The 25,630-nt window shown below is 72.2% G+C and carries 20 protein-coding genes; 12 read left to right on the top strand and 8 right to left on the bottom strand.

The window, feature by feature from the left end; translation table 11 throughout:
* The first annotated feature begins 217 nt into the window (after positions 1-217).
* Entirely contained in the window at positions 218-1,162 is a 945-nt protein-coding gene (locus tag AB8O64_RS09285; protein WP_356450788.1) for a PAC2 family protein, read from the top strand.
* 25 nt (positions 1,163-1,187) lie between these two features.
* Entirely contained in the window at positions 1,188-1,796 is a 609-nt protein-coding gene (coaE, locus tag AB8O64_RS09280) for a dephospho-CoA kinase (protein WP_370418720.1), read from the top strand.
* An 18-nt stretch (positions 1,797-1,814) separates the two neighbouring features.
* Here coaE and AB8O64_RS09275 read toward each other — a convergent pair whose 3' ends face one another.
* Complete coding sequence (locus tag AB8O64_RS09275) at positions 1,815-2,084, bottom strand: DUF6343 family protein (protein WP_356450996.1); 270 nt, start codon at positions 2,082-2,084, stop codon at positions 1,815-1,817.
* Positions 2,085-2,309: 225 nt separating this feature from the next.
* Here AB8O64_RS09275 and AB8O64_RS09270 point away from each other — a divergent pair, with 225 nt between their 5' ends.
* Positions 2,310-5,210 carry a DEAD/DEAH box helicase gene (locus AB8O64_RS09270; RefSeq protein WP_370418719.1) on the top strand — a complete coding sequence of 967 codons (2,901 nt, stop codon included), beginning with the start codon at positions 2,310-2,312 and terminating at the stop codon, positions 5,208-5,210.
* Complete coding sequence (locus AB8O64_RS09265) at positions 5,207-6,406, top strand: SWIM zinc finger family protein (protein ID WP_370418718.1); 1,200 nt, start codon at positions 5,207-5,209, stop codon at positions 6,404-6,406. Before AB8O64_RS09270 ends, AB8O64_RS09265 begins: the two co-directional genes overlap by 4 nt.
* Positions 6,407-6,433: 27 nt before the next feature.
* Here the strand turns inward: AB8O64_RS09265 and AB8O64_RS09260 are convergent, their stop codons facing one another.
* Both AB8O64_RS09260 and AB8O64_RS09255 read right to left on the bottom strand, forming a co-directional pair.
* Entirely contained in the window at positions 6,434-7,006 is a 573-nt protein-coding gene (locus AB8O64_RS09260) for a methylated-DNA--[protein]-cysteine S-methyltransferase (protein ID WP_370423827.1), read from the bottom strand.
* Between the two features lie 80 nt (positions 7,007-7,086).
* Positions 7,087-8,031: a glycerophosphodiester phosphodiesterase gene (locus AB8O64_RS09255; RefSeq protein ID WP_370418717.1), complete on the bottom strand. Its 945-nt coding sequence runs from the start codon at positions 8,029-8,031 to the stop codon at positions 7,087-7,089.
* Between the two features lie 215 nt (positions 8,032-8,246).
* Between AB8O64_RS09255 and uvrB the strand changes: the two genes are divergently transcribed.
* From uvrB to AB8O64_RS09235, 4 genes are all read left to right on the top strand, one after another.
* Entirely contained in the window at positions 8,247-10,379 is a 2,133-nt protein-coding gene (uvrB, locus tag AB8O64_RS09250) for an excinuclease ABC subunit UvrB (RefSeq protein WP_370418716.1), read from the top strand.
* Between the two features lie 214 nt (positions 10,380-10,593).
* A complete protein-coding gene (locus tag AB8O64_RS09245) occupies positions 10,594-11,172 on the top strand; it encodes a TerD family protein (protein WP_130877228.1) in 579 nt (192 codons plus the stop codon).
* Between the two features lie 116 nt (positions 11,173-11,288).
* Positions 11,289-13,256 (top strand): TerD family protein, encoded by a 1,968-nt coding sequence (locus tag AB8O64_RS09240; RefSeq protein ID WP_370418715.1) that lies wholly within the window; start codon positions 11,289-11,291, stop codon positions 13,254-13,256.
* Between the two features lie 188 nt (positions 13,257-13,444).
* Positions 13,445-14,440 (top strand): TerC family protein, encoded by a 996-nt coding sequence (locus tag AB8O64_RS09235; protein ID WP_370418714.1) that lies wholly within the window; start codon positions 13,445-13,447, stop codon positions 14,438-14,440.
* 157 nt (positions 14,441-14,597) lie between these two features.
* Here AB8O64_RS09235 and AB8O64_RS09230 read toward each other — a convergent pair whose 3' ends face one another.
* The 3 genes from AB8O64_RS09230 to AB8O64_RS09220 form a co-directional block, all read right to left on the bottom strand.
* On the bottom strand, positions 14,598-15,884 hold the full coding sequence (locus tag AB8O64_RS09230; protein WP_370418713.1) for an MFS transporter: 1,287 nt from the start codon (positions 15,882-15,884) through the stop codon (positions 14,598-14,600).
* A gap of 328 nt (positions 15,885-16,212) precedes the next feature.
* Complete coding sequence (locus tag AB8O64_RS09225; protein WP_370418712.1) at positions 16,213-16,869, bottom strand: MBL fold metallo-hydrolase; 657 nt, start codon at positions 16,867-16,869, stop codon at positions 16,213-16,215.
* 9 nt (positions 16,870-16,878) lie between these two features.
* A complete protein-coding gene (locus AB8O64_RS09220) occupies positions 16,879-17,577 on the bottom strand; it encodes a maleylpyruvate isomerase family mycothiol-dependent enzyme (protein ID WP_370418711.1) in 699 nt (232 codons plus the stop codon).
* Between the two features lie 249 nt (positions 17,578-17,826).
* Here AB8O64_RS09220 and uvrA point away from each other — a divergent pair, with 249 nt between their 5' ends.
* Positions 17,827-20,907 (top strand): excinuclease ABC subunit UvrA, encoded by a 3,081-nt coding sequence (gene uvrA / locus AB8O64_RS09215; RefSeq protein ID WP_370418710.1) that lies wholly within the window; start codon positions 17,827-17,829, stop codon positions 20,905-20,907.
* A gap of 181 nt (positions 20,908-21,088) precedes the next feature.
* On the opposite strand, the gene AB8O64_RS09210 is transcribed toward uvrA, so the two are convergent.
* The gene (locus tag AB8O64_RS09210; protein ID WP_370418709.1) at positions 21,089-22,027 is read right to left on the bottom strand and encodes a carbohydrate kinase; all 939 of its coding nucleotides are present in this window, start codon (positions 22,025-22,027) and stop codon (positions 21,089-21,091) included.
* Between the two features lie 135 nt (positions 22,028-22,162).
* Between AB8O64_RS09210 and AB8O64_RS09205 the strand changes: the two genes are divergently transcribed.
* Positions 22,163-22,588, top strand: coding sequence for a Rieske (2Fe-2S) protein (locus tag AB8O64_RS09205; protein WP_370418708.1), 426 nt, complete (start codon positions 22,163-22,165; stop codon positions 22,586-22,588).
* Between the two features lie 236 nt (positions 22,589-22,824).
* Here AB8O64_RS09205 and AB8O64_RS09200 read toward each other — a convergent pair whose 3' ends face one another.
* Positions 22,825-23,769 (bottom strand): hypothetical protein, encoded by a 945-nt coding sequence (locus AB8O64_RS09200; RefSeq protein ID WP_370418707.1) that lies wholly within the window; start codon positions 23,767-23,769, stop codon positions 22,825-22,827.
* A gap of 228 nt (positions 23,770-23,997) precedes the next feature.
* Here AB8O64_RS09200 and AB8O64_RS09195 point away from each other — a divergent pair, with 228 nt between their 5' ends.
* Both AB8O64_RS09195 and AB8O64_RS09190 read left to right on the top strand, forming a co-directional pair.
* Complete coding sequence (locus tag AB8O64_RS09195) at positions 23,998-24,642, top strand: papain-like cysteine protease family protein (RefSeq protein WP_370418706.1); 645 nt, start codon at positions 23,998-24,000, stop codon at positions 24,640-24,642.
* Between the two features lie 4 nt (positions 24,643-24,646).
* On the top strand, positions 24,647-25,495 hold the full coding sequence (locus AB8O64_RS09190; protein ID WP_370418705.1) for a hypothetical protein: 849 nt from the start codon (positions 24,647-24,649) through the stop codon (positions 25,493-25,495).
* The last annotated feature ends 135 nt before the right edge of the window (positions 25,496-25,630 follow it).

Here is a 25,630-nt window from a genome sequence, read left to right as displayed (position 1 = left end):
GGGCACGGTGGGGCGGGCCCTGGGTAGCGCGGGACAGGGGCGCGATCGGCCCACTGCCTGCCTGCTCCCCTGGTGACTCCTGATGCCCCGTCAACCTCATGAGGCGACCCTCGCCTCATGACGACCCGTCTCTTCGTCCGGGTCACCAGGGCGGACGGGAATGAGCCGGACCTCCACGGGCGTTCCCTGATACGGAACATGAGGAGGAACGGTCACTGTGTTGGATCCGCAGGGTTTGTACGAATGGGAGCCCAAGGGGCTCGCCGTGGCCGACCTGGCCCTGGCCCAGGACACGGCCGGTCTGGTCATGCTCTACCACTTCGACGGCTACATCGACGCCGGTGAGACCGGCGAACAGATCGTCGAGCGGCTGCTGGACGGTCTGCCGCACCAGGTCGTCGCCCGCTTCGACCACGACCGGCTCATCGACTACCGGGCGCGCCGCCCCCTGCTCACCTTCGAGCGGGACCACTGGAGTGCCTACGAGACGCCGAAGATCGAGCTGTATCTGGTGCAGGACGCGACGGGCGCGCCCTTCCTGCTGCTGACCGGCCCCGAGCCGGACGTCGAGTGGGAGCGGTTCGCGGCGGCCGTCCGGCAGCTGGTGGAGCGGCTGGGCGTGCGACTGTCGGTCAACTTCCACGGCATCCCCATGGGCGTCCCGCACACCCGGCCCGTGGGCATCACCCCGCACGGCAACCGCACCGACCTGATGCCCGGTCACCGTGGCTATTTCGACGAGGCACAGGTGCCCGGCAGCGCCGAGTCGTTCGTCGAGTACCGCCTGGCGGAAGCCGGCCACGACGTCCTGGGTGTCGCCGCCCACGTCCCGCACTACGTCGCCCGCTCGCCCTACCCGGATGCCGCACTGACCGCCTTGGAGGCGGTCACCGCCGCCACCGGCCTGGTCCTGCCGAACGCCGCGCACGCCCTGCGGACCGAGGCCCTGCGCACCCAGGAGGAGATCGAGCGGCAGATCGACGAGGGGGACGAGGAGCTCGTCGCGCTCGTCCGGGGCCTTGAGCACCAGTACGACGCGGTGGCCGGCTCCGAGACGCGCGGCAGTCTCGTCGCCGAGCCGGTCGAACTGCCCTCGGCCGATGAACTGGGCGCGGAATTCGAGCGTTTCCTCGCCGACAGGGAGGGCGACGGCGGCCGTTGACGGCCGGGCCGATAGCGTGGGGCCCATGCTGAAGGTGGGCCTCACGGGCGGTATCGGATCGGGCAAGAGCGAGGTGTCGCGGCTCCTCGCCGCGTACGGGGCGGTGATCGTCGACGCCGACCGCATCGCGCGGGAGGTGGTCGAGCCGGGAACGCCCGGACTGGCTGCCGTCGTCGCCGAGTTCGGCCCCGGCATCGTCACGGCCGACGGCGCCCTCGACCGGCCCAAGCTCGGTGCGATCGTCTTCGCCGACACCGGCCGCCTCGCGGCGCTCAACGCCATCGTGCACCCCCTCGTCCGCGCCCGCTCCGCCGAGATCGAAGCGGCGGCGGCCCCGGACGCCGTCGTCGTCCACGACGTGCCCCTCCTCGCCGAGAACGGCCTCGCGCCCCTCTACGACCTGGTCATCGTCATCGACGCGACGGAGGAGACCCGCCTCGACCGCCTCGTCCGGCTGCGCGGCATGACGCCCGACGAGGCCCGCGCCCGGATGGCCGCCCAGGCGACCCGTGAGGAGCGGCTGGCGGTCGCCGATCTCGTCATCGACAACGACGGCCCGCTCGAAGCACTCACGGCGCAGGTCGCGAAGGTCTGGGCGGACCTGCTCGCACGGTCGGCGCACCACGCCGAATAGGCGCCCGCGAGGGCTTCCCTACCGCCGGCGCGGCTTCCGGACGGGCTCGTAGGGCGGGACGTCCCGGCCCGGCTGGTAGTGCGGGCCCTGGCGCATGTGCCGCACCACCATGATCAAATCGGTGGCGGTCACCGCGATCAGCACCGCGCAGGCGATCGCCCACCCGGGCTGCCCCGCCGCCGCGAAGAGCACGGTCCCCGCCACGGCCCAGAGCAGCCCCCACAGGGCCAGCCCGCAACGCAACCGCAGCGGACTCCGCGCGGTCACCGGTTCGCTGCCCGTACGCATGGCACTCATCTCCCACTGCCCAGGATCCACCCGGCGCGGGAAGGGGGGGAAAGTGGACGTACCGGGTCGTTTCGTGGTCGGTGAGGGCCGCCGACGGCGGTGGACCGGTGATGTCAGTGCCTCTCCGTAGACTCGGTCCTTGCCATCGGGCGAGTGCCGCGGAAGCCCGGCGATCACCCGATCAGGCGGCGGTGAGCGGCACGAGACGGGCGAGGTGATGGTCGGGTGGCACAGGGACTGCCCTCACGGGCACGGGCCGACCACGGCCCGGCCGCGCCCGGGCCCCCGCGGAGCGAGCCGCTGGCCCGCTGCGCCGCGGTGCTGCTGCCCGCCGACCCGCCGAGGGCCACCACGGTCGCCTTCTGGCGCCCGGACGGCGGCCCCCTGCCCGAGGCGACGAGCAGCACATCCGGGGCGGACCCGACGGGGACGACGCCCGCCGAGCTCACGGTCGTGCGCCCCCACGGCCGTGGTGTCCGGCGGCACACCGTGCCCGCCGTCGTGCTGCCCCTGGACCAGGCCGTGCCGCTCCTCGCCCGGGCCCGGCACGACCCGTACGCCCACCCGGCGACCGTGTGCTGGGGAGCGGCCGTGCTGCACGCGATGGGCCTCGTCGCGCGGGGCCGCTTCCGGCCGGGACTCACCCCGGCCGGGCATGACGCCTGGCGGGCCGGCCCGCTGGACGCCGACGACCTCACGCACCTCCGGGCGATCGCCGCCGCCATGCCGCCCGAGGCCCACGCGGTGCCGCTACCGGGCTCCGGCCCGCTGCGGCTGCCCGCCCCGGAGGGGCTCGTGCGGGAGCTGCTCGACGCCGTCACCGACCGCCTGCCCCGCACGCCCGCCGCCGCCCACGCGGCCGGAGACCTCTACGCGGCACCGGGCCGCCCGTCCCGCCCGCCCGGCTCACCGGCCCTGAGCGCCTGGTGCGCCGAGGCCGCGACCGGTGCCGACACGGGGGTGCGGATCTCGCTGCGCCTGGACCTGGGGGCGCACGACCTCGATGACGAGGGCGGTCACGCGACGGTCGTCGTACAGGTCCACAGCCTGGTCGACCCGACCCTGCTCACCGACGCGGCCGAGCTGTGGGCGGGACGGGCGGGGGAGCACTTCGGTGCACGCAGCCGCATCGACACGGTCCTCGCCCTGCGGCGCGCGGCCCGCCTCTGGCCACCGCTCGCCCGTCTCCTCGACCGGCCCGTGCCCGATGTCCTGCCCCTCGCCGAGGAGGAGCTGTACGAGCTGCTGGGGCCCGTCGCGCGGCGCCTGTCCGCCGCGGGCATCGCCGTGCACTGGCCCCGGGAGCTCGCCCGTGGGCTGACCGCCACGGCGGTCGTCCGGATGGCACCGGGCACCGCGTCCGACGAGCCCGCCTTCTTCGACACCGCGCGGGCCCTGGAGTTCAGCTGGCAGCTCGCGCTGGGCGGGGCCCCGCTCACCGAGGAGGAGATGGACGCCCTCGCGGAAGCGCACCGGCCCGTGGTGCGCCTGCGCGACCAATGGGTGCTGGTGGACCCCGCGCTCGTCCGCAAGGCGCGCGCACGCCGCCTCGGCCGCCTCGACGCCGCCGAGGCCCTGTCGGTGGCCCTCACCGGCACCGCCGACATCGACGGCGAGCGTACCGAAGTCGTACCGACGGGAGCGCTCGCCGCCCTCCGCGACCGGATCACCGGCCAGGCGCGGCCGGTGGCCCCGCCGCCCGGGCTGCACGCGACGCTGCGCGACTACCAGCTGCGCGGGCTGGCCTGGCTGGACCTGATGACCTCGCTCGGCCTGGGCGGCTGCCTCGCCGACGACATGGGCCTCGGCAAGACCGTCACGCTCATCGCCCTGCACCTGCACCGTGCGTCGCGCTCGGCGGGCACCATGCCCCCGACCCTGGTGGTCTGCCCGGCCTCCCTCCTCGGCAACTGGCAGCGCGAGATCGAGCACTTCGCGCCCGGCGTCCCCGTCCACCGCTTCCACGGCACCGGCCGGGCACTGGACGCGATGACGAGCGGCTTCGTCCTCACCACCTACGGCACGATGCGCGCCAGCGCCGCCCTGCTCGCCGAGCACCCGTGGGGCCTGGTCGTGGCGGACGAGGCACAGCACGTCAAGAACCCGCACTCCCGGGCCGCCGTCGCCCTGCGGACCATTCCCGCGCCCGCCCGGGTCGCCCTCACCGGCACCCCCGTGGAGAACAACCTCTCCGAGCTGTGGGCGCTCCTGGACTGGACCACCCCCGGCCTGCTCGGCTCCCTGAAGAACTTCCGCGCCCGCCACGCCCGCGCCATCGAGAGCGAGGACCAGGGCGAGCGGGAGGACGCGGCGGAGCGTCTCGGCCGGCTCGTGCGGCCCTTCCTGCTGCGCCGCAGGAAGTCCGACCCCGGCATCGCCCCGGAGCTGCCGCCGAAGACGGAGACCGACCACCCGGTCCCGCTGTCGCGCGAACAGGCCGCGCTCTACGAGGCGGTCGTGCGGGAGACCCTCACGCACATCGAGGAGGCCGCCGGGATGGCACGTCGCGGCCTGGTGATGAAGCTGCTGACCGACCTCAAGCAGATCTGCAACCACCCGGCCCAGTATCTGAAGGAGGACACCGCCCGGCTGACGGGGCGTTCGGGCAAGCTGGAGCTCCTCGACGAACTGCTGGACACGATCCTCTCCGAGGACGGTTCCGTCCTGGTCTTCACCCAGTACGTCTCGATGGCGAGGCTGCTCTCCGCCCACCTCACGGCGCGCGGCGTGCCGTCCCGGCTGCTCCACGGCGGCACACCGGTCGCCCGGCGCCAGGAGCTGGTGGACGAGTTCCAGTCCGGCGGGGTGCCGGTGTTCCTGCTGTCGCTGAAGGCGGCCGGCACGGGCCTGAACCTCACGCGGGCGGGCCACGTCGTGCACTACGACCGCTGGTGGAACCCGGCGGTCGAGGAGCAGGCCACCGACCGCGCCTATCGCATCGGGCAGACACAGCCGGTCCAGGTGCACCGCCTCATCGCCGAGGGCACGGTCGAGGACCGGATCGCCGACATGCTGGAGAGCAAACGGGCGTTGGCCGACGCGGTGCTGAGCGGCGGCGAGTCCGCGCTGACCGAGCTGAGCGACGCCGAGCTCGCCGACCTGGTGGCCCTGCGGAGGCCGGCATGACCGGCGCCACGTCCTGGTGGGGCCGCGCGTGGACCGAGGCCCTGGAGACCATGTCCCTCGACGAGGGCCGTCTCTCCCGGGGCCGTCTCTACGCCCGCGGGGGCCATGTCCGTGACATCACGGTCGCTCCCGGCCGGGTCACGGCCCGGGTCGAGGGCAGCCGCTCACGCCCGTACCGCACGGGCATCGGGCTCCGGACGCTCTCCGACGACGACTGGGACCGCTTCCTGGACGCCGTCGCGGACCACCCGGACCACCTCGCGGCGCTTCTCGACAAGGGCATGCCGCACGCCCTGGCCGACGCGGCCACCACCGCGGGCGTCCGACTGCTGCCCGGCCCCGGTGACCTGTCCCCGCACTGCACCTGCCCCGACCGCGGCCACCCGTGCAAGCACGCGGCAGCCCTCTGCTACGAGACGGCCCGGCTGCTGGACGGTGATTCCTTCCTGCTGCTGCTCATGCGCGGCCGGGACGAGCGGGAACTCCTCGACGACCTCGCCCGCCGCAACGCCGTCCACGCGGCCCGGGAAGCAGCCGCCCCGCCCACCGGGGTCAGCGCCCGCGCGGCCCTGTCCGCGACCCGACGCCCGCCGCTGCCTCCGCCGTTGCCCGTGCCCGCCCACCCCGGCCGGCCGCCGGCGCTCCCCGACGCGGAGGGCCTGCCGCTGGACCCGGACCTCCTCGAATTCCTCGCCGCGGACGCGGTGTCCCGGGCCCACACCTTCCTCACCACCGGCGGTGCGCCCTTCCCGGACCTCACCCCCTGGCAGGACGCGGTGCGCCTGGCCGCCGCCCACCCCACCTCCGGTCTGACCTCCGCCACCCGGGCCCTCTACCGCGCCCTCGCGGCGGGCACCGGCCGCACGCCCACCGACGTGGCCCGCGCGGTGGCCGCCTGGCGTCAGGGCGGCCCGGAGGGCCTGTCCGTCCTCGAAACCCCCTGGGACCCCCCGGCCGGCCCCTTCGACCGCGCCCGCTCCACCCTCACCGCCGCCGGCCTCCCCCCGCTCCGCCCCCGCCACAACCACCTCACGGACGAAGCCCGCGGCATCCAGCTCCGCTACGGCCACGACGGCCGCTGGTACCCCTACGAGGCCGACCCCCCGGCCCCCACCCCCGTCTGGTGGCCGACGGGGCCGGCCACCGAGGACCCGGTGAGCGCACTGGTGGAGCTGATGGAGGCGTCGGCGGCGTAGGGGCCGCTCCGGTGTATGGGCCGAGCCTCAGAAGAGGGGTTCGGGCAGTACTCCTTCGAGGGCCAGCAGGTCGCGCTTGGTCTCCAGGCCCGGGCCGAAGCCGCCCAGGCCGCCGTTGCTCTCGATGACGCGGTGACAGGGCACCACGACGGGCAGCGGGTTGCTGCCCATGGCCACGCCCACCGCGCGGGCCGCGCCCCGCTCGCCCACCCGGTCGGCGAGGTCCTGGTAGCTGGCCAGCGTGCCGTAGGGGACGTGGGCGGCCAGCTCGCGCAGTACCCGGCGGTTGAATCCCGAGGTCAGCGACCAGTCCAGCGGGACCGAGAAGGTCCGCAGCCGGCCGTCGAAGTACGCCGTCAGCTCGGCCGTCGCCGTGGCGAGGACCTCGTGCGCCGCACAGGGCGGCGGGACGGGGCCGGAGCCGAGGCGGCGGGTCAGCCGGGCGACCGTGTCGGCCGCCGTCGCCGCGTCGGCGTGGAAGGCGACGCACAGCAGGCCCTTCTCCGTCGCCGCGAGTCCCAGGGGGCCGACGCGTGTGGCGACCGTGGTCCAGGCCCACGCCTGGGGCCCGGTCGGCGCCGCACGCCCGGCACCCGTCACATCAGTCACGTCCGTCACTTCGGTGTCCGTCACAGCATCCAGCGTAGAACGGACGCTCCCCGTGGCGGCCCGGCGTGCTCCTACAGCGAGCCCCCGCCGCCCATGGCCGAGATGATGCCGGATTCCTCGTCGAGCGCCTCCTCCACCACGTGCGGCGCGTTGCTGATGATGCCGTCCACCCCCAGGCGCGCGAGGGCCACCGCCCGCCGGCCGTCGTCGACGGTCCACGCCGAGACCGTCAGCCGCTTGCCCTGCGGGCCCTTCAGCGCGTGGACCGCCTTCACCCAGTCGGCGGTGACGCTCTTGTGGTTGGGGTTGATCTGATCGACGAACTTCGCGTACGAGCGGAGGTCCGCGGCCTTCGGGGCGCCCAGGAAGCCCGTTTTCACGTCCGGGCGGAGCCGGTGGAAGGTCTTCAGGGAGTTCGCGTCGAAGCTCTGGACGACCAGCCTGCGCGCCACGTGCCGCGCGTCGAGCCAGCCCGCCCGGCGCAGCTCCGTGACCAGCTGCTCCTCGATGCCCGGGTAGAGGCCGGGCTCCTTGACCTCCAGCAGCAGCTTCTGCCGGTTGTGGTCCACCCGCCTGAGGTAGCTGCGCAGCGTCGGCACCCGCTCGCCCTTGAAGCGCCGGTCGAACCAGCTGCCCGCGTCCAGCTTCCGGATCTCGGCGAGGGTGAAGTCCGCGACCTTCCAGGGCGCGCGGCGCGGATAGCGCTGTTCGACATCGGTCGTCCGGGCCAGGGAGGTGTCGTGCATGATGATCAGGACGCCGTCCTTGGTGCGCTGGACGTCGTTCTCCACCCATTCGATACCCAGCCCGGCGGCTCTGTCGATCGACGCCAGGGTGTTCTCCGGGGCTTCGACCGGTACCCCCCGATGGGCGATCGCGAAGGTGTTCAGCGGGGTGACGGCGGTGGTGGGCCGTGCCGCGACGGGCTGCGCCGCGGCCGGGCCGGCGAGGAGCAGGGCGGGCAGGGACAACCCGAGAATCGCGCTGGTCACGGTGGAGACGGGGCGGATGCGCATAGGGGGCTCCTCGCGGCGTCTGGGATCGCGGACGCGGTGGCGTCCAGGCCCTGTGTCTACGGAAAAGATGTACAGAAGACAAGTACGCGATCGCGCCGCCCCGGACACCCGGAGCCGGAGACCTTCGCCGGCTCTTCGCCGCCCGTTCGCCTGGAAAACAGGGGCCGAACGCACGGAGCCCGGCCGTTGTCAGTGGTGGGCCGTACGGTGGTCTCATGCGGCCCGTATCAAAGATCGAACGCACGGTGGCGCCCTTCGAGGTCGTCAGTCCCTTCCAGCCCAGCGGTGACCAGCCCACGGCCATCGCCGATCTGGAGCGGCGCATCCGCGCCGGTGAGAAGGATGTCGTCCTGCTCGGGGCGACCGGCACCGGCAAGTCGGCGACCACGGCGTGGATGATCGAGAAGCTCCAGCGGCCGACGCTCGTCATGGCGCCGAACAAGACCCTCGCGGCCCAGCTCGCCAATGAATTCCGCGAGCTCCTGCCCAATAACGCGGTCGAGTACTTCGTCTCGTACTACGACTACTACCAGCCCGAGGCGTACGTCCCCCAGTCGGACACCTACATCGAGAAGGACTCCTCGATCAACGAGGAGGTCGAGCGGCTGCGCCACTCCGCGACGAATTCCCTGCTCACCCGGCGTGACGTGGTCGTGGTGGCCTCGGTCTCCTGCATCTACGGCCTCGGTACGCCCCAGGAGTACGTGGACCGCATGGTGCCGCTCAAGGTCGGCGAGGAGATCGACCGGGACCAGCTGCTGCGCCGCTTCGTGGAGATCCAGTACACGCGCAATGACATGGCCTTCACGCGCGGCACGTTCCGGGTGCGCGGTGACACCATCGAGATCTTCCCGGTCTACGAGGAACTGGCCGTCCGGATCGAGATGTTCGGTGACGAGATCGAGGCGCTCTCCACGCTCCACCCGCTCACCGGCGAGGTCATCTCCGACGACCGGGAGCTGTACGTCTTCCCCGCCAGCCACTACATCGCCGGCCCCGAGCGGATGGAGAAGGCCGTCGCGGGGATCGAGGCCGAGCTGGCGGAGACCCTCGCCCGGATGGAGAAGCAGGGCAAGCTCCTCGAGGCCCAGCGGCTGCGCATGCGCACCACGTACGACATCGAGATGATGCGCCAGGTCGGCTCCTGCTCCGGCATCGAGAACTACTCGCTGCACATGGACGACCGCGAGCCCGGCTCCCCGCCGAACACCCTGATCGACTACTTCCCCGAAGACTTCCTGCTGGTCATCGACGAGTCGCATGTCACCGTCCCGCAGATCGGCGCGATGTACGAGGGGGACGCCTCCCGTAAGCGCACCCTCGTCGAGCACGGCTTCCGGCTGCCGTCGGCCATGGACAACCGCCCGCTGAAGTGGGAGGAGTTCGTCGAGCGCATCGGGCAGACCGTCTACCTCTCCGCGACCCCGGGGAAGTACGAGCTGTCCCGCGGCGACGGCTTCGTCGAGCAGATCATCCGGCCCACCGGTCTCGTCGACCCCGAGGTCGTCGTCAAGCCCACCGAGGGGCAGATCGACGACCTGGTGCACGAGATCCGCACCCGCACGGAGAAGGACGAGCGGGTCCTGGTCACCACGCTGACCAAGAAGATGGCCGAGGACCTCACGGACTACTTCCTCGAGCTGGGCATCGCCGTGCGCTATCTGCACAGCGACGTCGACACGCTGCGCCGCATCGAGCTGCTGCGCGAGCTGCGCGCCGGTGAGTACGACGTCCTGGTCGGCATCAACCTGCTGCGTGAGGGCCTCGACCTGCCCGAGGTGTCCCTGGTCGCCATCCTGGACGCCGACAAGGAGGGCTTCCTGCGCTCGGGGACCTCCCTGATCCAGACCATCGGCCGCGCGGCGCGCAATGTCTCCGGCCAGGTCCACATGTACGCCGACAAGGTCACTCCGGCGATGGAGAAGGCCATCGAGGAGACCAACCGCCGCCGCGAGAAGCAGATCGCGTACAACAAGGAGCGGGGCATCGACCCGCAGCCGCTGCGCAAGAAGATCGGTGACATCGTCGCCACGATCGCCCGTGAGGAGATCGACACCCAGGAGCTGCTGGGTTCCGGCTACCGCCAGGCCGAGGGGGGCAAGGCCCCCGTCCCCACGGCCGCCTCCGGCAAGGCAGGAGGCAAGGCGGCCAAGGGCAAGGGCAAGGGCAAGGCGGTCGTCGCGACGGACCGCCCCGCGGCGGAACTGGCCCAGCTCATCGAGGACATGACGGACCGCATGCGGGCGGCCGCGGCGGAGCTGCAGTTCGAGGTCGCCGCCCGGCTGCGCGACGAGGTGGGCGAGTTGAAGAAGGAGCTGCGGCAGATGCGCGAGGCCGGCCTGGCCTGACGGGACCTGCCTGGTCTGACGGGGGCCTGCCTGGTCCTGACGGGACCGGGCAGGAGGGGCGCCGGCCGGCCGTGTCGGCGGAGATGTTGCAAGACCGCCACAAACCCTCCTCGGGTGTGCTCGCGGCCGGTGACAGTGCATAGGGTCGTGGGAGGAGACCGCGCCGAGCGCGCGGTCACGGGGCAACACGAGAGAAAACGAGAAGGGACTGCGCGTGACGGTCAACTTGTCCAAGGGTCAGGGCATCAGCCTGCAGAAGGCCGACGGGGGCACCCTGACCGCGGTACGGATGGGGCTGGGCTGGCAGGCCGCCCCCCGCCGCGGACTGTTCGGGTCGCGCACGAGGGAGATCGACCTCGACGCGTCGGCGCTGCTCTTCGCCGACAAGCAGCCCGTCGACGTGGTCTTCTTCCAGAAGCTGGTCAGCGACGACGGCTCGGTGCGGCACACCGGCGACAACCGCGTGGGCGGTGCGGGCCAGGGCGGCGACGACGAGGCGATCCTCGTCGACCTGCAGCGCGTCCCCGTGCACATCAACGAGATCGCCTTCACGGTGAACTCCTTCACCGGCCAGACCTTCGGCGAGGTGCAGAACGCGTTCTGCCGCCTGGTCGACGAGACCACCGGCCAGGAGCTGGCCCGCTACACCCTCGACGGCGGCGGGCAGTACACCGCGCAGATCATGGCGAAGGTGCACCGCGCGGGCAACGGCTGGGCGATGACGGCCATCGGCACCCCGGCCAACGGCCGGACCTTCCAGGACCTCATCCCGGCGGTCCAGGCGAGCCTGTAGGGCTCGGCGGCAGACAGTCAGCGGTAGGACCGGGCCCGGCGGAGACAGTTCCGCCGGGCCCGCTCGGTACAGACGAGCGCGGCGCGACGAGCGCGGCACAACAAGGGGGAACGGCGATGACGGCCGAGCTGACGCGGGGGCAGAACCACCCGCTGCCCGAGACCCGCCTGGAGATCAGGGTCTCGGCGGGCACTCCGGTGGTGGCGGGAGCCACCCTCGGTGACGCGAACGGCAAGATCGCCGACGCCGCGTGGGTCGCGCACCCCGCCTCGCCCCAGCTCCCCGGACTCGAGGTGTCCCGCCAGGCGGCCGCCGACCACCGGCTGGCCGTCGACCTGGACGCCGTCCCGGAGGCCGTCCACCGTGTCAACGTGCTGCTCGCCCTGCCGGCCGGCGGGGGCGGCCCCGCCCGCTTCGGCGACATGGCGGCGCCGTTCCTCGCCGTCACCTCGCTGGAGGGCGCCGAGGTCGTCAGCTACACCATCACCGACCTGGACGCGGAGTCGGCCGTCGTCGCCCTGGAGCTCTACCGCCGGCAGGGCGCCTGGAAGGTGCGGGCCGTCGGCCAGGGCTACGCGGGCGGTCTGGCCGCGATGCTCGCCGACCAGGGGCTGCCCCGGGCGGCCGAGACGGCCCAGGAGATCGACGAGGCCGTCGCCGGGGGCATGGCGCGCGCCGTCGCCCCACCGCCGCCCCGCCTGGCCCAGCAGGAGGGCGCCGCGCGCCGCGCGGCACAGTCCGGCGGGAGCGCCATGGACGCCGGCCGCCCGGCCGTACGGCCCGGCCACGACCCGGAGGCGCCCGCCCCCGGCGACGGTCTCGCGGGCGGCCCGGCGGGAGCGCAGCCCCCGGCCGCGGGCGGCCCCGTCAGCTACCAGCACCCCCGCCGCCGGACGTCGACGCCGCCGGAGCCCGCGCCCGCCGCGCCGCCGGCCGAGCCGGGGCAGCCCGCCCGGCCTGTGGCGGGTGACGCCAGCGGCTGGACGATGAACGAGCGGCTGTACAACCAGGTCTGGGGCATGTTCGAGGACCTGGCCCGCACCACCGCCGCGTACCGCAGCGCGGTCGACTTCGCCGAGTCCCGCCTGGAGCAGGAGCTGGACCGGGTGCTTTCCGACCCGCGCACCCGGGTCGGGCCCGCTGCCGACGCCGCCCGGCAGGAGGCGCGCGCCAAGCAGGACGCGCTCGTCGAGCAGGCCCGTGCCGCCCTCGACCGGGACCTCGCCCAGCTCGCCGCCGAGTCCGAGGTCGTCGAGCACGCCCTGCCGCCCGCCTTCGCCCGCTGGGACAGCCCGGTCTGGCAGGGGTACCAGGTGCCGCTGGAGACCCCGATGGCCCTGCGCCTGGGCGATCTGCGCCTGCCGGAGCGCACGAATCTGCGCATCCCCATGCTGGTGCGGCTGCCGCTGGAGCGCGGGCTGTGGATCGACAGCGGCCGGTCGGACGGCACGGACGCCGGCCTGGTGGACTCCGCCGAGCTGCGTCGGCTGGCCATGGACACGGCCGTCGCGCACGCCGCGCGGCTGCTGGCCGTCTACCCGGTCGGTGACCTCACGGTGCACGTCATCGACCCGGCGGGGTCGGCTGGTGGCGCCCTGGCGCCGCTGTTGGAGTCCGGGGCGCTGAAGGAGCCTCCGGCGGCCGGGGCCCAGGGGGTGACCGCGCTGCTGGCGCGGCTGACGCGCCGCGTCGACCTGGTGCAGATGGCGGTCCGCAGCGGGGCCGTCGATTCCCTGCCGCCGGACCTCGATGTCGCCGAGCAGCTGCTGATCGTCAATGACTTCCCGCACGGTTTCGACGACCGGGCCGTCACCCAGCTGCGCTACCTCGCGGACGAGGGACCGGCCGTGGGGGTGCACCTGATGATGGTGGCCGACCGGGAGGACTCCCGGGTGTACGGGCCGGTGCTCGACCCGCTCTGGCGTGCCCTGCTGAGGATCACCCCGGTGCCCTCCGACCACCTCGCCGATCCCTGGGTGGGTCATGCCTGGACCTATGAGCCCTCGCTCGTTCCGGCCGGGAGCGAGGTGTTGCGGCAGGTGCTGTGGCAGGTCGGCCAGGCCCGGCGGGCGTACGGGATCTAGCGCGGATCCAGCGCACGGCCTTACTTGGCAAAGAGTGCCTGACCAGGGGTTTTGGTGGTTTCTTTACTATTTCTTGGGCCTTCCTGTACTGTTTTTTGTACGGAGGAGGACCCGTGGACTGAGCGCGGGTGGATGTTCCTCCGGCAGCGACGACGCTGGTAGTTGCCGTACAGAGTGCCGGAGGAACAGTGGACGTTTCCCTGACCCTGTGGGTGCTGACCATTCTTGGTCTGTGTGCCCTCATCGCCGCCGACTTCTTCATAGGGGGCCGCAAGCCCCATGAGGTCTCCATCAAGGAGGCCGGGATCTGGACCGCGGTCTGGATCGCCCTCGCGGGACTCTTCGGGCTGGGGCTGCTCTTCTTCGGCGGCGGCCAGCCGGCCGGTGAGTTCTTCGCGGGCTTCATCACCGAGAAGTCCCTGAGCGTCGACAACCTCTTCGTCTTCGTCCTGATCATGGCGAAGTTCGCGGTCCCGCCGATCTACCAGCAGCGCGTGCTCATGGTCGGTGTGCTGATCGCCCTCGTCCTGCGCGCCGGTTTCATCGGGGCGGGCGCGGCGATCATCGCCAACTTCTCCTGGGTCTTCTACATCTTCGGCGCCTTCCTCATCTGGACCGCCTGGAAGCTCATCCAGGAGGCGCGCGCCGACGCGGAAGAAGAGGAGTTCGAGGAGAACCGCTTCCTGAAGCTGGTCGAGAAGCGCTTCCCGTCCACGGACAAGTACCACGGCACCAAGCTCTTCGTCGTCGAGAACGGCAAGCGCCTGATGACCCCGATGCTGATCGTCATGCTGGCGATCGGCACCACCGATGTGCTCTTCGCCCTGGACTCGATCCCGGCCATCTTCGGCCTCACCCAGGACCCGTACATCGTCTTCACCGCCAACGCCTTCGCCCTGATGGGCCTGCGTCAGCTGTACTTCCTGATCGGTGGCCTGCTGCGGAAGCTGGTCCACCTCTCCTACGGGCTGTCGATCATCCTCGGCTTCATCGGCGTCAAGCTCGTGCTGCACGCCCTGCACGAGAACGGCGTCGGCGTCCCCGAGATCAGCATTCCGGTCTCGCTCGGCGTCATCTGCGCGGTCCTGGTCGTCACGACCGTCACCAGCCTCTACGCCTCCAAGAAGCAGGAGCCGGCCGATGCGGCGGAGCCGGCCGAGGACAGGGACAACAGCCTGGTCTAGAGCCTGTCCGCCGTGGCTTCGGCCAGCGGCCTCGGCGGGCTGGTGGTGGCTGCGCTCGGCCACCACCAGCCCGTCCGGCGTTTGAGGACACAGCCGCGCAGCGGTGGTGCGGACGACACGGCGGGTGAGCCGCCGACAGGGACCGGCCGGCCAGGCCCTACGCGGTCGCGTACTCCGCGGCCGGGCCGGGGGTCGCCGGAGCCGGGCGGGTGTCGGGCAGCAGCGCGAAGCAGCCGAGGCTCAGCAGGGCGATCGCGGTCAGATAGCCGGCGACACCCCAGGGCGGTCCGTCGCCCTGGGACGCCGCGGTCGCCACGATCGGCGTGAGGGCCCCGCCCAGGACGCCCGCCAGGTTGTAGCCGACGGCCGCGCCCGTGCAGCGCACCCGGGGCTCGTAGAGCTCGGGGAGATAGGCCCCGGTGACGGCGAACGTGGCGGTGAAGGACAGCATCGCGACGACGAAGCCCAGCAGCATCAGCACCGGCCGGCCGGTCTGCAGCAGCGCCACCAGAGGGACCATCCACAGCGCCATGGCGGTGCAGCCGATCAGGCACAGCGGGCGGCGCCCATAGCGGTCGCCGAGCAGGGCGGCCAGCGGGGTCGCCACGCCCTGGGCGGCGACCGCGACCATGATGCAGGCCAGCATGACCGTGCGGTCGACGTGGAGCGTCTCGGTGGCGTAGGCGAGCGACCAGGTCGTGACCGTGTAGAAGACGGCGTAACCCGCCGCGAGGCCGCCCGCGGTCAGCAGGACGAGCCGCCAGTGGCCGCGCACGAGCTCGGCCAGCGGCAGCGAGGCGCGGCTCTCCTTGGCGGCCAGTTCCTGGAAGGCAGGCGTCTCGCTGAGCTGGGTGCGCAGCAGCAGTCCGGCCGCCGCCAGGAGACCCGCGGCCCAGAACGGCACCCGCCAGCCCCAGGACAGGAACTGCGCGTCGGTGAGCGTGGCCGACAGGGCGAGTGTCAGACCGTTGGCCAGGACGAAACCCACGGAGGGGCCGACCTGCGGGAAGCTGGACCACAGGACCCGGCGGTGGGCGGGCGCGTGTTCCGCGGTCAGCAGCACCGCACCGCCCCACTCGCCCCCGAGCCCGATGCCCTGGACGAAGCGCAGGACGAGCAGCAGCACCGGGGCGGCGATGCCGATGCTGTCGTAGGTGGGCACCAGCCCGACCGCGACCGTCGCCAGGCCGGTCAGCAGCAGGGACGCGATCAGGACCGGGCGCCGCCCGTGACGGTCGCCGATATGGCCGAAAAGAATGGAGCCGAGCGGGCGGGCGAGGAACCCGACGCCGAAGGTGCCGAAGGCGGCGAGCGTGCCGATCAGCGGTGAGACGGTGGGAAAGAAAAGCGGGCCGAGGACGAGCGCCGCGGCCGTGCCGTAGACGAAGAAGTCGTAGAACTCGATGGCGGTACCGGCCAGCGAGGCGGTCGCCAGCCGGAACATCGACGGTGAACTCTGTGAACGGTCTCGTTGCATGTAATGCCCAACTTCCATGGAGATGGCAGGCAACGGGGCGTGGGGGAGTGCGGCGCGGGGCGCGGCGGATATCGGCCGGTCCGTCGGAACGACAGCGGTGTCCGGGCCCTCCGCCCCCCCGTCCCGGCCCGGCGCCGCCTCCCCTTGGCGGTACCTCCGCGCTGCCGCCCCCTCGGGCAGCGCAGAGTGGTAAGGACCGGCGGCCCATGGCCGCCGGTCCTTACCGTTCAATGCTTCTCGATGTTTCGCACGTCTCTCGACGTGTCATGTGCCCGGCCGGCAGGCCGGGGCGGCGTCACCAGCCGCGCTCGCGCCATTCCGCGAGGTGCGGGCGCTCGGCGCCCAGCGTGGTGTCGTTGCCGTGGCCCGGGTAGACCCAGGTCTCGTCGGAGAGAGCACCGAAGATCTTGGTCTCGACGTCGTCGAGGAGGCTGGCGAACGCCTTGGGGTCGTCGTGCGTGTTGCCCACACCGCCGGGGAAGAGGCAGTCGCCGGTGAAGACGTGCGCGTGGCCGTGCGGGTCGTCGTAGACGAGCGCGATGCTGCCCGGCGTGTGGCCGACGAGGTGGCGGGCCGTCAGCTCCACGCGGCCGACCCGGATGGTGTCCCCGTCCTCGACGAGCACGTCCGTCGCCACCGGGATGCCCTCGGCGTCGTAACGGCCGGCATAGGTACGGGCGCCGGTGGCGGCCACCACCTCGGCCAGCGCGCCCCAGTGGTCGGCGTGCTGGTGGGTCGTCACCACGGAGGCGATACCGCTGTCGCCGATCAGGGCGAGCAGGGTGTGCGGCTCGGCGGCGGCGTCGATCAGCAGCTGCTCGTCCGTCGCCCGGCACCGCAGCAGATAGGCGTTGTTGTTCATGGGTCCGACCGCGACCTTGGAGATCATCAGATCGGCCAACTCGTGTACATCCGCAGGTCCGCCGACCTCTACCGCTCCGCTGTACGTCATGGGATCACCCTATAGCGGAGGCAGAGAAGGCAGCGGAGCGCCACCGGTTTCGAGATCCGAGCCGTCACACCGTCCGGCGAGCCAGCCCATCAGTACCGCCGGAGGGCCGGAGACGGTGACGGGCTCGCCCTCGGGCCGGCCGGTGGACCACTGCTTTCCGCCGTGCTTTTTATCAGTCGCCTCCAGCCTCAACGCGGGGACGCCGGGGTTGCCGGTGAAGCGCTCCGTGAGGAAGTCGATCTCCCGGGCGACGAACTCGTCGGACAGGTCCCTCAGTTCGTAACCGATGCCGAGGTCGACGTGGTGCAGCTCGACCTCGACGAGCCGGCGGAAGGGGACGCGCGCGGCGGAGTCGGTCACGCCGTTGCGCATCTCGATCGTGCGGCTCCAGTCCGCGGGCACGTCGGCCGTCCGCAGGAAGCGGGCGGAGCTGTCGCGCAGGTCCGCGAGCTGCGCCTCGAGCGGACGGGGCGCGTCCCGCTCGATGTCGGCCTCGCGGGCCTCGCCGCTCACGTACATGGGACGGCCCTCCAGGACGTTCACGAGGGCGTCCGCGTTACGGGCGAGATGGGCCAAAAGATGGCCACGGCTCCAGCCGGGAAGCCGTGACGGCTCGGCGACGGCCGCGTTGTCCAGTTCGCCGATCGCGGAGAGCAGCCGGTCGGTGGCCTCACGTACAGCGTCGAGGTCGTGCACATGATCAATCATGCCGCCGACGATAGCGGGGCCACACCTTCGGGTGAAGGTGTCCGATCCCGCCCCTAAATCGAATGTACGTGCTATATGGTCGAGGGTGCCGCTGACGACGCCGCGGGACCGTGCCGATCCGGTGGCCGGCCTTCGCCCGACCCTCGCTTGTCAGTGGCCCCCCGTACTCTGGATCGAGGGGCAGCGAACCCTCCCCGCAGCTCCTCGGAAGCTCCCCGGAGCCGACTCTCAAGAAAGGTGCCGACCGGCGTGGCAGACCGTCTTATCGTCCGTGGCGCTCGCGAGCACAACCTCAAGAACGTCTCGCTCGACCTTCCGCGTGACTCCCTCATCGTCTTCACCGGACTCTCGGGGTCGGGCAAGTCGTCCCTCGCGTTCGACACGATCTTCGCCGAGGGGCAGCGTCGTTACGTCGAGTCGCTCTCCTCCTACGCACGCCAGTTCCTGGGCCAGATGGACAAGCCCGATGTGGACTTCATCGAGGGCCTGTCCCCGGCCGTCTCCATCGACCAGAAGTCGACCTCGCGCAACCCGCGCTCGACGGTCGGCACCATCACCGAGGTCTACGACTACCTCCGTCTGCTCTTCGCCCGCATCGGCAAGCCGCACTGCCCCGAGTGCGCGCGGCCCATCTCCCGGCAGTCGCCGCAGGCGATCGTCGACCGGGTGCTCGAGCTGCCCGAGGGCAGCCGCTTCCAGGTGCTCTCGCCGCTGGTGCGCGAGCGCAAGGGCGAGTTCGTCGATCTCTTCTCCGACCTCCAGACCAAGGGCTACAGCCGTGCCCGGGTCGACGGCGAGACGATCCAGCTCTCCGAGCCGCCCAAGCTCAAGAAGCAGGAGAAGCACACCATCGAGGTGGTCGTCGACCGCCTCACCGTCAAGGACAGCGCCAAGCGTCGTCTGACGGACTCGGTCGAGACCGCGCTCGGTCTCTCCGGCGGCATGGTCATCCTCGACTTCGTCGATCTCGCCGAGGACGACCCCGAGCGTGAGCGGATGTACTCCGAGCACCTCTACTGCCCGTACGACGACCTGTCCTTCGAGGAGCTGGAGCCGCGCTCCTTCTCCTTCAACTCGCCCTTCGGCGCCTGCCCGGACTGCACCGGCATCGGCACCCGCATGGAGGTCGACCCGGAGCTGATCGTCCCCGACGAGGACAAGTCCCTCGACGAGGGCGCGATCAACCCCTGGTCCCACGGCCACACCAAGGACTACTTCAGCCGTCTGGTGGGCGCCCTGGCCGACGAGCTCGGCTTCCGTATGGACATCCCCTGGGCGGGGCTCCCGCAGCGGGCCAAAAAGGCGCTGCTGCACGGCCACAAGACGCAGATCGAGGTCCGCTACCGCAACCGCTACGGGCGCGAGCGCGCATACACCACGTCCTTCGAGGGCGCGGTGCCGTTCGTCAAGCGGCGGCACTCGGAGGCGGAGAGCGACTCCAGCCGCGAGCGCTTCGAGGGCTATATGCGCGAGGTGCCCTGCCCGACCTGTGAGGGCACACGGCTCAAGCCGATCGTCCTCGCGGTCACCGTGCAGGAGCGGTCCATCGCGGAGGTCGCCGCGATGTCGATCAGCGAGTGCGCCGACTTCCTCCGGGACATGAAGCTCACCGGCCGCGAGAAGAAGATCGCCGAGCGGGTGCTCAAGGAGGTCAACGAGCGGCTGCGGTTCCTGGTCGACGTCGGCCTGGACTACCTCTCGCTGAACCGGGCCGCGGGCACCCTCTCCGGTGGCGAGGCCCAGCGCATCCGGCTCGCCACCCAGATCGGCTCCGGCCTCGTCGGCGTGCTCTACGTCCTGGACGAGCCGTCCATCGGCCTGCACCAGCGCGACAACCACCGCCTGATCGAGACCCTCGTGCGCCTGCGCGACATGGGCAACACCCTGATCGTCGTCGAGCACGACGAGGACACCATCAAGGTCGCGGACTGGGTCGTCGACATCGGCCCGGGCGCGGGCGAGCACGGTGGCAAGGTGGTGCACAGCGGCCCGCTGAAGGAGCTGCTGGCCAACAAGGAGTCGATGACCGGGCAGTACCTCGTCGGCAAGAAGTCCATCGCCATGCCGGAGAGCCGCCGGCCGGTGGACCTCGACCGCCGGCTGACGGTGCGCGGCGCCCGCGAGAACAATCTCCAGGACATCGACGTCTCCTTCCCGCTCGGCGTGCTCACGGCCGTCACCGGTGTGTCCGGGTCGGGCAAGTCGACCCTGGTCAACGACATCCTCTACACCCACCTGGCCCGTGAGCTGAACGCGGCGCGGACCGTCCCCGGCCGGCACACCCGTGTCGACGGCGACGACCTGGTGGACAAGGTCGTGCACGTCGACCAGTCGCCCATCGGCCGTACGCCGCGCTCCAACCCGGCCACGTACACCGGCGTCTTCGACCACGTCCGCAAGCTCTTCGCGGAGACGATGGAGGCGAAGGTCCGCGGCTATCTGCCCGGCCGCTTCTCCTTCAACGTCAAGGGCGGCCGCTGCGAGAACTGCTCCGGCGACGGCACCATCAAGATCGAGATGAACTTCCTGCCGGATGTGTACGTGCCGTGCGAGGTCTGCCACGGCGCGCGCTACAACCGGGAGACCCTGGAGGTGCACTACAAGGGCAAGTCCATCGCCGAGGTGCTGGACATGCCCATCGAGGAGGCGCTGGACTTCTTCGAGGCCGTGCCGACCATCGCCCGCCACCTGCGCACGCTCCACGAGGTCGGGCTCGGGTACGTCCGGCTCGGCCAGTCCGCGCCGACGCTCTCCGGTGGCGAGGCCCAGCGGGTGAAGCTCGCGAGCGAGCTACAGAAGCGATCGACGGGCCGCACGGTCTATGTGCTCGACGAGCCCACCACCGGGCTGCACTTCGAGGACATCAGCAAGCTGATCAAGGTGCTGTCCGGACTGGTCGACAAGGGCAACAGCGTGATCGTCATCGAGCACAACCTTGATGTGATCAAGACGGCGGACTGGGTCGTCGACATGGGCCCGGAGGGCGGCAGCGGCGGCGGACTCGTCGTCGCCGAGGGCACCCCGGAGGAGGTCGCCTCCGTCCCGGGCAGCCACACCGGAAAGTTCCTGCGTGAGCTGCTGGGCGACCGCGTGAGCGACGCGGCGGTGACCAAGGCACGCGGCAACGGCGGCCGGAAGGCCCCGGCGAAGAAGACCGCGCCGGCCGCAGTCCGGAAGACCGGGGTCGCGAAGGCGACGGTCACGACGACCGCGGCCGCCAAGAAGGCCACGGCCAAGAAGACGACGGCCAAGGCGGCTGCGGCGAAGAAGGCCGCACCCGCCAAGAAGACGGCCGTCAAGAAGACGGCCACGCGGGCGCGCCGCGCCTGAGCGCGGGCGCGTAGGTCTTTACCACTCGGTCGGCCCCGTCGCCGGACGTTCCCTTCGGACGCCCGGCGGCGGGGCCGACTCACGTGACGAGGCGGCGGCTGCCCTGCGGGCGCGTCCTCAATCGCCGGACGGGCTGGGTGTGGCTGAGCTCAGCCACACCCAGCCCGTCCGGGGCACCCGTTCACCTGATCCGCCGGACAGGCCCGAGCTCCGCCGCGTACGGCGGTTGCGCTCCTGCCCGGGAGCAGGTGACCGCCGCCGCGCGGGCGGCGAAGTCCAGGATGTCCAGCCAGTCCGCCCCGGTCAGCTCCGCCACGGCGGCGGGCGACAGCGCGCCGTGCTCCGCGAGGCGGTGCAGCAGCGCGGCGTTCACCGTGTCGCCGGCGCCGATCGTGTCCACCACCCCACCCCCGACCGCCGCCGCGGGCACGGAGTACCGCTCCCCGCCCCGGGTGAGGACGGACAGTCCCGCCGCGCCGTCCGTCACGACCACCGCCGCCGGTCCCGCCGCCAGCCACTCCCGGGCCGGGCCGCCCAGCCACTCGGCATCCTCCACGGACAGCTTGAGCAGGGACACCTGCGGCAGCCAGGAGCGGAAGCGGGCCCGGTAGGCATCGGCGTCGGGGATCAGACCGGGCCGGATGTTCGGGTCCAGCAGGGTGAACACCCCGCGCCCCGCTTCGCGCCGCAGCAGCGCCTCGTACGCGCTCGCCCCCGGCTCCAGCACCAGCGAGCAGGTTCCCAGGCACAGGGCCGTGGTCCCTTCCGGCAGTGGTCCCGGCAGCTCGAACAGACGGTCCGCCGTGCCGTCGGCGTAGAAGTGGTAGCCCGCCGACCCGTCCGCGCCGACGGCCGCCACCGCGAGCGTCGTCGGCTCGGGACCACGCCGTACCGAGGTGACGTCCACCCCCGCCGCGCGTAGGCCCTCCAGCAGGGACTCGCCGAAGCCGTCCGTCGACACGCGGGAACAGAAGGCCGTCGGGGTGCCCAACCGCCCGAGCGCGACCGCCGTGTTGTACGGGCCGCCGCCGCGCCGGGGCAGCAGCGCCGGCAGGTCGCCGTCGCCCCCGGCACCGCCGGGCACCAGATCGATCAGGGCTTCTCCGGCTACGACGATCACGAGAGGGCGTCCTTTCCGATGCCGAGGCCAATACGGGTGCGGGTGCGGGTGCCCAAGCCTGCCATGTCGCAGGCGGACGAAAGGGTGCCGGTATCGTCGAGGCGTCCTCTTCGCAGCTCAGCCGTTGGAGCCTCCATGACCAGCCAGCCAGCCTCCCGCCGTACCGTGCTGCGAGGAGCGGCGCTGGCCGGTGCCGCCGGGCTCGGCGCCGCGGCCTGCGGGGGCGGCGAGTCGGCGCCCAAGGGCCCTCCGACGCCCACCGCCCCGGTGGACCTCGGCGCGCCCTCGGCCGTCCCGGTCGGCGGGTCGCGGCTCTACCGGGAGCAGCGGCTGGTGGTCACCCAGGCCGCGAAGGGTGAGTTCAAGGCGTTCAGCGCGGTGTGCACGCACGCGGGCTGTGTGGCCGACAAGATCGAGGACGGCAAGATCCACTGCCCGTGCCACGGCAGCCTCTTCGACGCCGCCACCGGCAAGGTCCTCCAGGGCCCGGCGGGCGCCCCGCTGCCGGCCGTCCCTGTCAAGGCCGCGGACGGCAAGCTGATCGCGGGTCCTGAGGCCTGACCTGACGGGCAGAGCGGTGGGCCTGTCCGGCGGATCATGTGAACGGTCTGCGGGCCCGTGGCGCCCGCACCACCGCTGCGCGGCGGTGTCCTCAAACGCCGGACGGGCTTGATTTGGCTGAGCTCAGCGAGTGGGCTGTCGGCAGGACAGACCCCTCACGTCCTGTCCCAGGTGATTGACCGCCGGGCGGGCTTGATTCGGCTGAGCTCAGCCGGTGCGTCCGCAGGACAGACCCCTCACGTCCAGTCCCAGGCGATCCCCAGGATTCCCGGGCGTACCCCCTGCTCCACCAGGTGCACCCCGCGGTGCCGCCCCGCCAGCGTCAGTTCCTGCTGCCCGGTGCGCGGGGCACTGGCCGACGCCTGGGTGAAGCGGCGGCAGCGGACCGGCAGGGCGGCGGCGTCGAAGCGGACCTGGAGCACGTACTGTCCGCCCGCGAAGCTGAACCCGCGGACGTACTCACCGCTCGTACCGGCGGTGCCGTCGTCGAAGCCGTAGCCGAAGACGTAGGTGTCCCCGGCCCGCAGGCGTACGTCGAAGAGCAGCTCGGCGGCGAGGACGCCCGACGGGCCGTGCCACCGCACCCGTCCGACCCGGCAGTTGTCGAACGCCCGCACGGTCACCCGTTCGGGGTCGCAGCCGGTGTCCCCGCGGTGCAGGGCCAGATAGCGGTCCACCCCGTCGCGGTGCGCCCGTACGACGTGGTGGGAGTCACGGCTGCGCAGCTCACGCCGGTCGCCGATGAGGACCCGCTCCAGATGGCAGACGGTGTGCAGCCCGCCGTCGGCCGGTGACTCCAGCTCCGCGAGCAGCCGCTCCACCGCGCGCGGCCCCTCCACCAGGGAGCGCAGCGACCGCGCCGCCGGCCGCCCGGTCTCCTCGGCGGCCGAGGGGGCCAGCAGCCGGGTCAGGGACTCGGCGGGCAGCTCCAGGACCTCCTCCAGCATCCTTACCGCCCGCAGCGACTCCGGCCGTCTCGGCCGCCGGGCCCCCTGCTGCCAGTAGCTGAGGCTCGTCAGCCCGACCTTCACCCCGCGCTGCGCGAGCCGGTGCTGCACCCGGTGCAGCGCGAGGCCCCGTACCGTCAGCGCCGTCCGCAGGGCAAGATGGAACGGGCCCGAGTGCAACGCCCGCGCGAGTTCCGCCTCGGCCGCCTCGGCCGGTATGCCACTCCGCCCCATCCGCCGCTCCTTAGTGAATATTCACGAGCGGTGGAGAGATCTCGGGTCGCCGGGACCGCCGTGATCCTCCTGCGTGGGCACGGGCCGTTCACTTCCGGTTCGAGCTGTTCACACCGCTGTCTCACTTCGCATTGAAGCTTGTTGACCGGTCACCGACAACACCTTGATGCTCCCATCAGCGTCCGGACGCGCTCCTCCACCACAACCCCCCGCCACGGGAGGAACGCCATGACCCGTGCCTCGGCACAACCGAAAACGACCCGTATACGCGGCAGACGGCTGACCGCGCCCGCCCCCCTCGCCCGTCTCTCCGCGGCCACCCTCATCGCCTCCGCGCTGCTCGCCGTCCCCACCACGGCGAGTGCGGCGACCGGCGAGGAGGCCGGCCTGCTGGCGAGCAAGAAGCTCGGCATCACCATGCAGGCCCAGCAGAAGAGCAATTGGTGCTGGGCGGCCTCCGGGAACACCATCGCCACCTGGTTCGGCCGCACCTACAGCCAGAACCAGTTCTGCAACGCGGCCTTCAACCGGCAGCAGGGCACCGAGTGCCCCAACAACCAGGCCACCCTGGGCCATGTGCAGACCGCGCTGCGCTGGGCGGGCATCAACCCCGGTTCGTACGTCACCGGATGGCTGCGCTACCCGACCGTGCAGAGCGAGATCAACGCCGACCGGCCCATCGAGACCCGCATCCAGTGGTCCTCCGGCGGCGGGCACATGCACGTCCTGTACGGCTTCGACGACGCCAAGAGCTGGGTCTACTGGGGAGACCCGTGGGGTTCCAACAGCCGTTACAACTGGGCCTCGCACGACTGGTACGTCAACAACAACGAGTTCTCCTGGACGCACTCGCTCTACCGGATCGGGGCGTGAGGTCATGACGAACACCTCGAAGAGCACCGTGCGGAACACCGCGGCCCGTGCGGCGGCCGCGGGTGCCCTCACCGCGGCCCTCCTCGGCCTGGCCCCGCTCGCCCACGCGGCCCAGGTGCCGGCGGCCCCCACACCCCCGCCGGCCTCCGCGGTCGCCGCCGCCCACGACGCGGCGGCGGCCCCGGCGACCCTCGACACCCTCTCCCGCTTCTTCGCCCGGGACGGCGCTGTCGCCCCGGCGAAGACGAAGCCGAGGATCGAGGGGAGCACCGTGCCCGTCTACACGCTCGCCCCGGAGTTCGTGGCCGGCAAGGCGGACGCCCCGGTCGCCTCGCTCGACTTCCTCGCCAGCAAGGCCGTCTCCGCCGACGGGCGGAAGGCCTCGGTGTGGACCGTGCGGGCCGGGGACGCCTGGAAGGTCGTCAACATCGCGACCGGCGACGACGAGACGCGCTACGCGGCCGAGGGCGGCGCGCGGCTCGGTGGCGGGACGGTCTTCCGCGAGCCCCAGATCGACGCCTGGTACGTCCAGCGCGGTGATCGCGTGCTGCCGCTCGACCCGGACGCCACCCGGGCGATCGGGACCAAGGGGACCACCCTCGACCGCTACCGGGACCGCGTCCGGGCGGCGTACGGCGACAAGCTGCCCGGCTCCGCCTACGCCAAGAAGGGGCAGGCGGGCGGCTACGGCGAGCAGGACGCGCCCGCCGAGGCCCGGGAGGAGACCCGGGCCGCGGTGAAGGACGGTGGCACGGCCGGTCCCCTCGGCGCGGCCTCGGCGGCGACGGCCGCCGGGGCGCTCGTCGCGCTCGGCGCCGTCGCCGTGGCGGGCCGCAGGCTGCGCCGCCGCTGACGGACCGCCGACGCGGAATCGTTTCACCCCGGGCCCCGGCACATATCGCGTCGCCGGGGCCCGGCACGGGCCCGCTCCCCGGAACCCCGGGAAGCGGGCCCGTGGTGCGCGCCGGGGCGGCTGGGCGACCGCGTT

The sequence above is a fragment of the Streptomyces sp. QH1-20 genome (assembly GCF_041283565.1).
Taxonomy (GTDB): domain Bacteria; phylum Actinomycetota; class Actinomycetes; order Streptomycetales; family Streptomycetaceae; genus Streptomyces; species Streptomyces syringius.
This window is presented reverse-complemented; position numbering and strand designations above follow the sequence as displayed.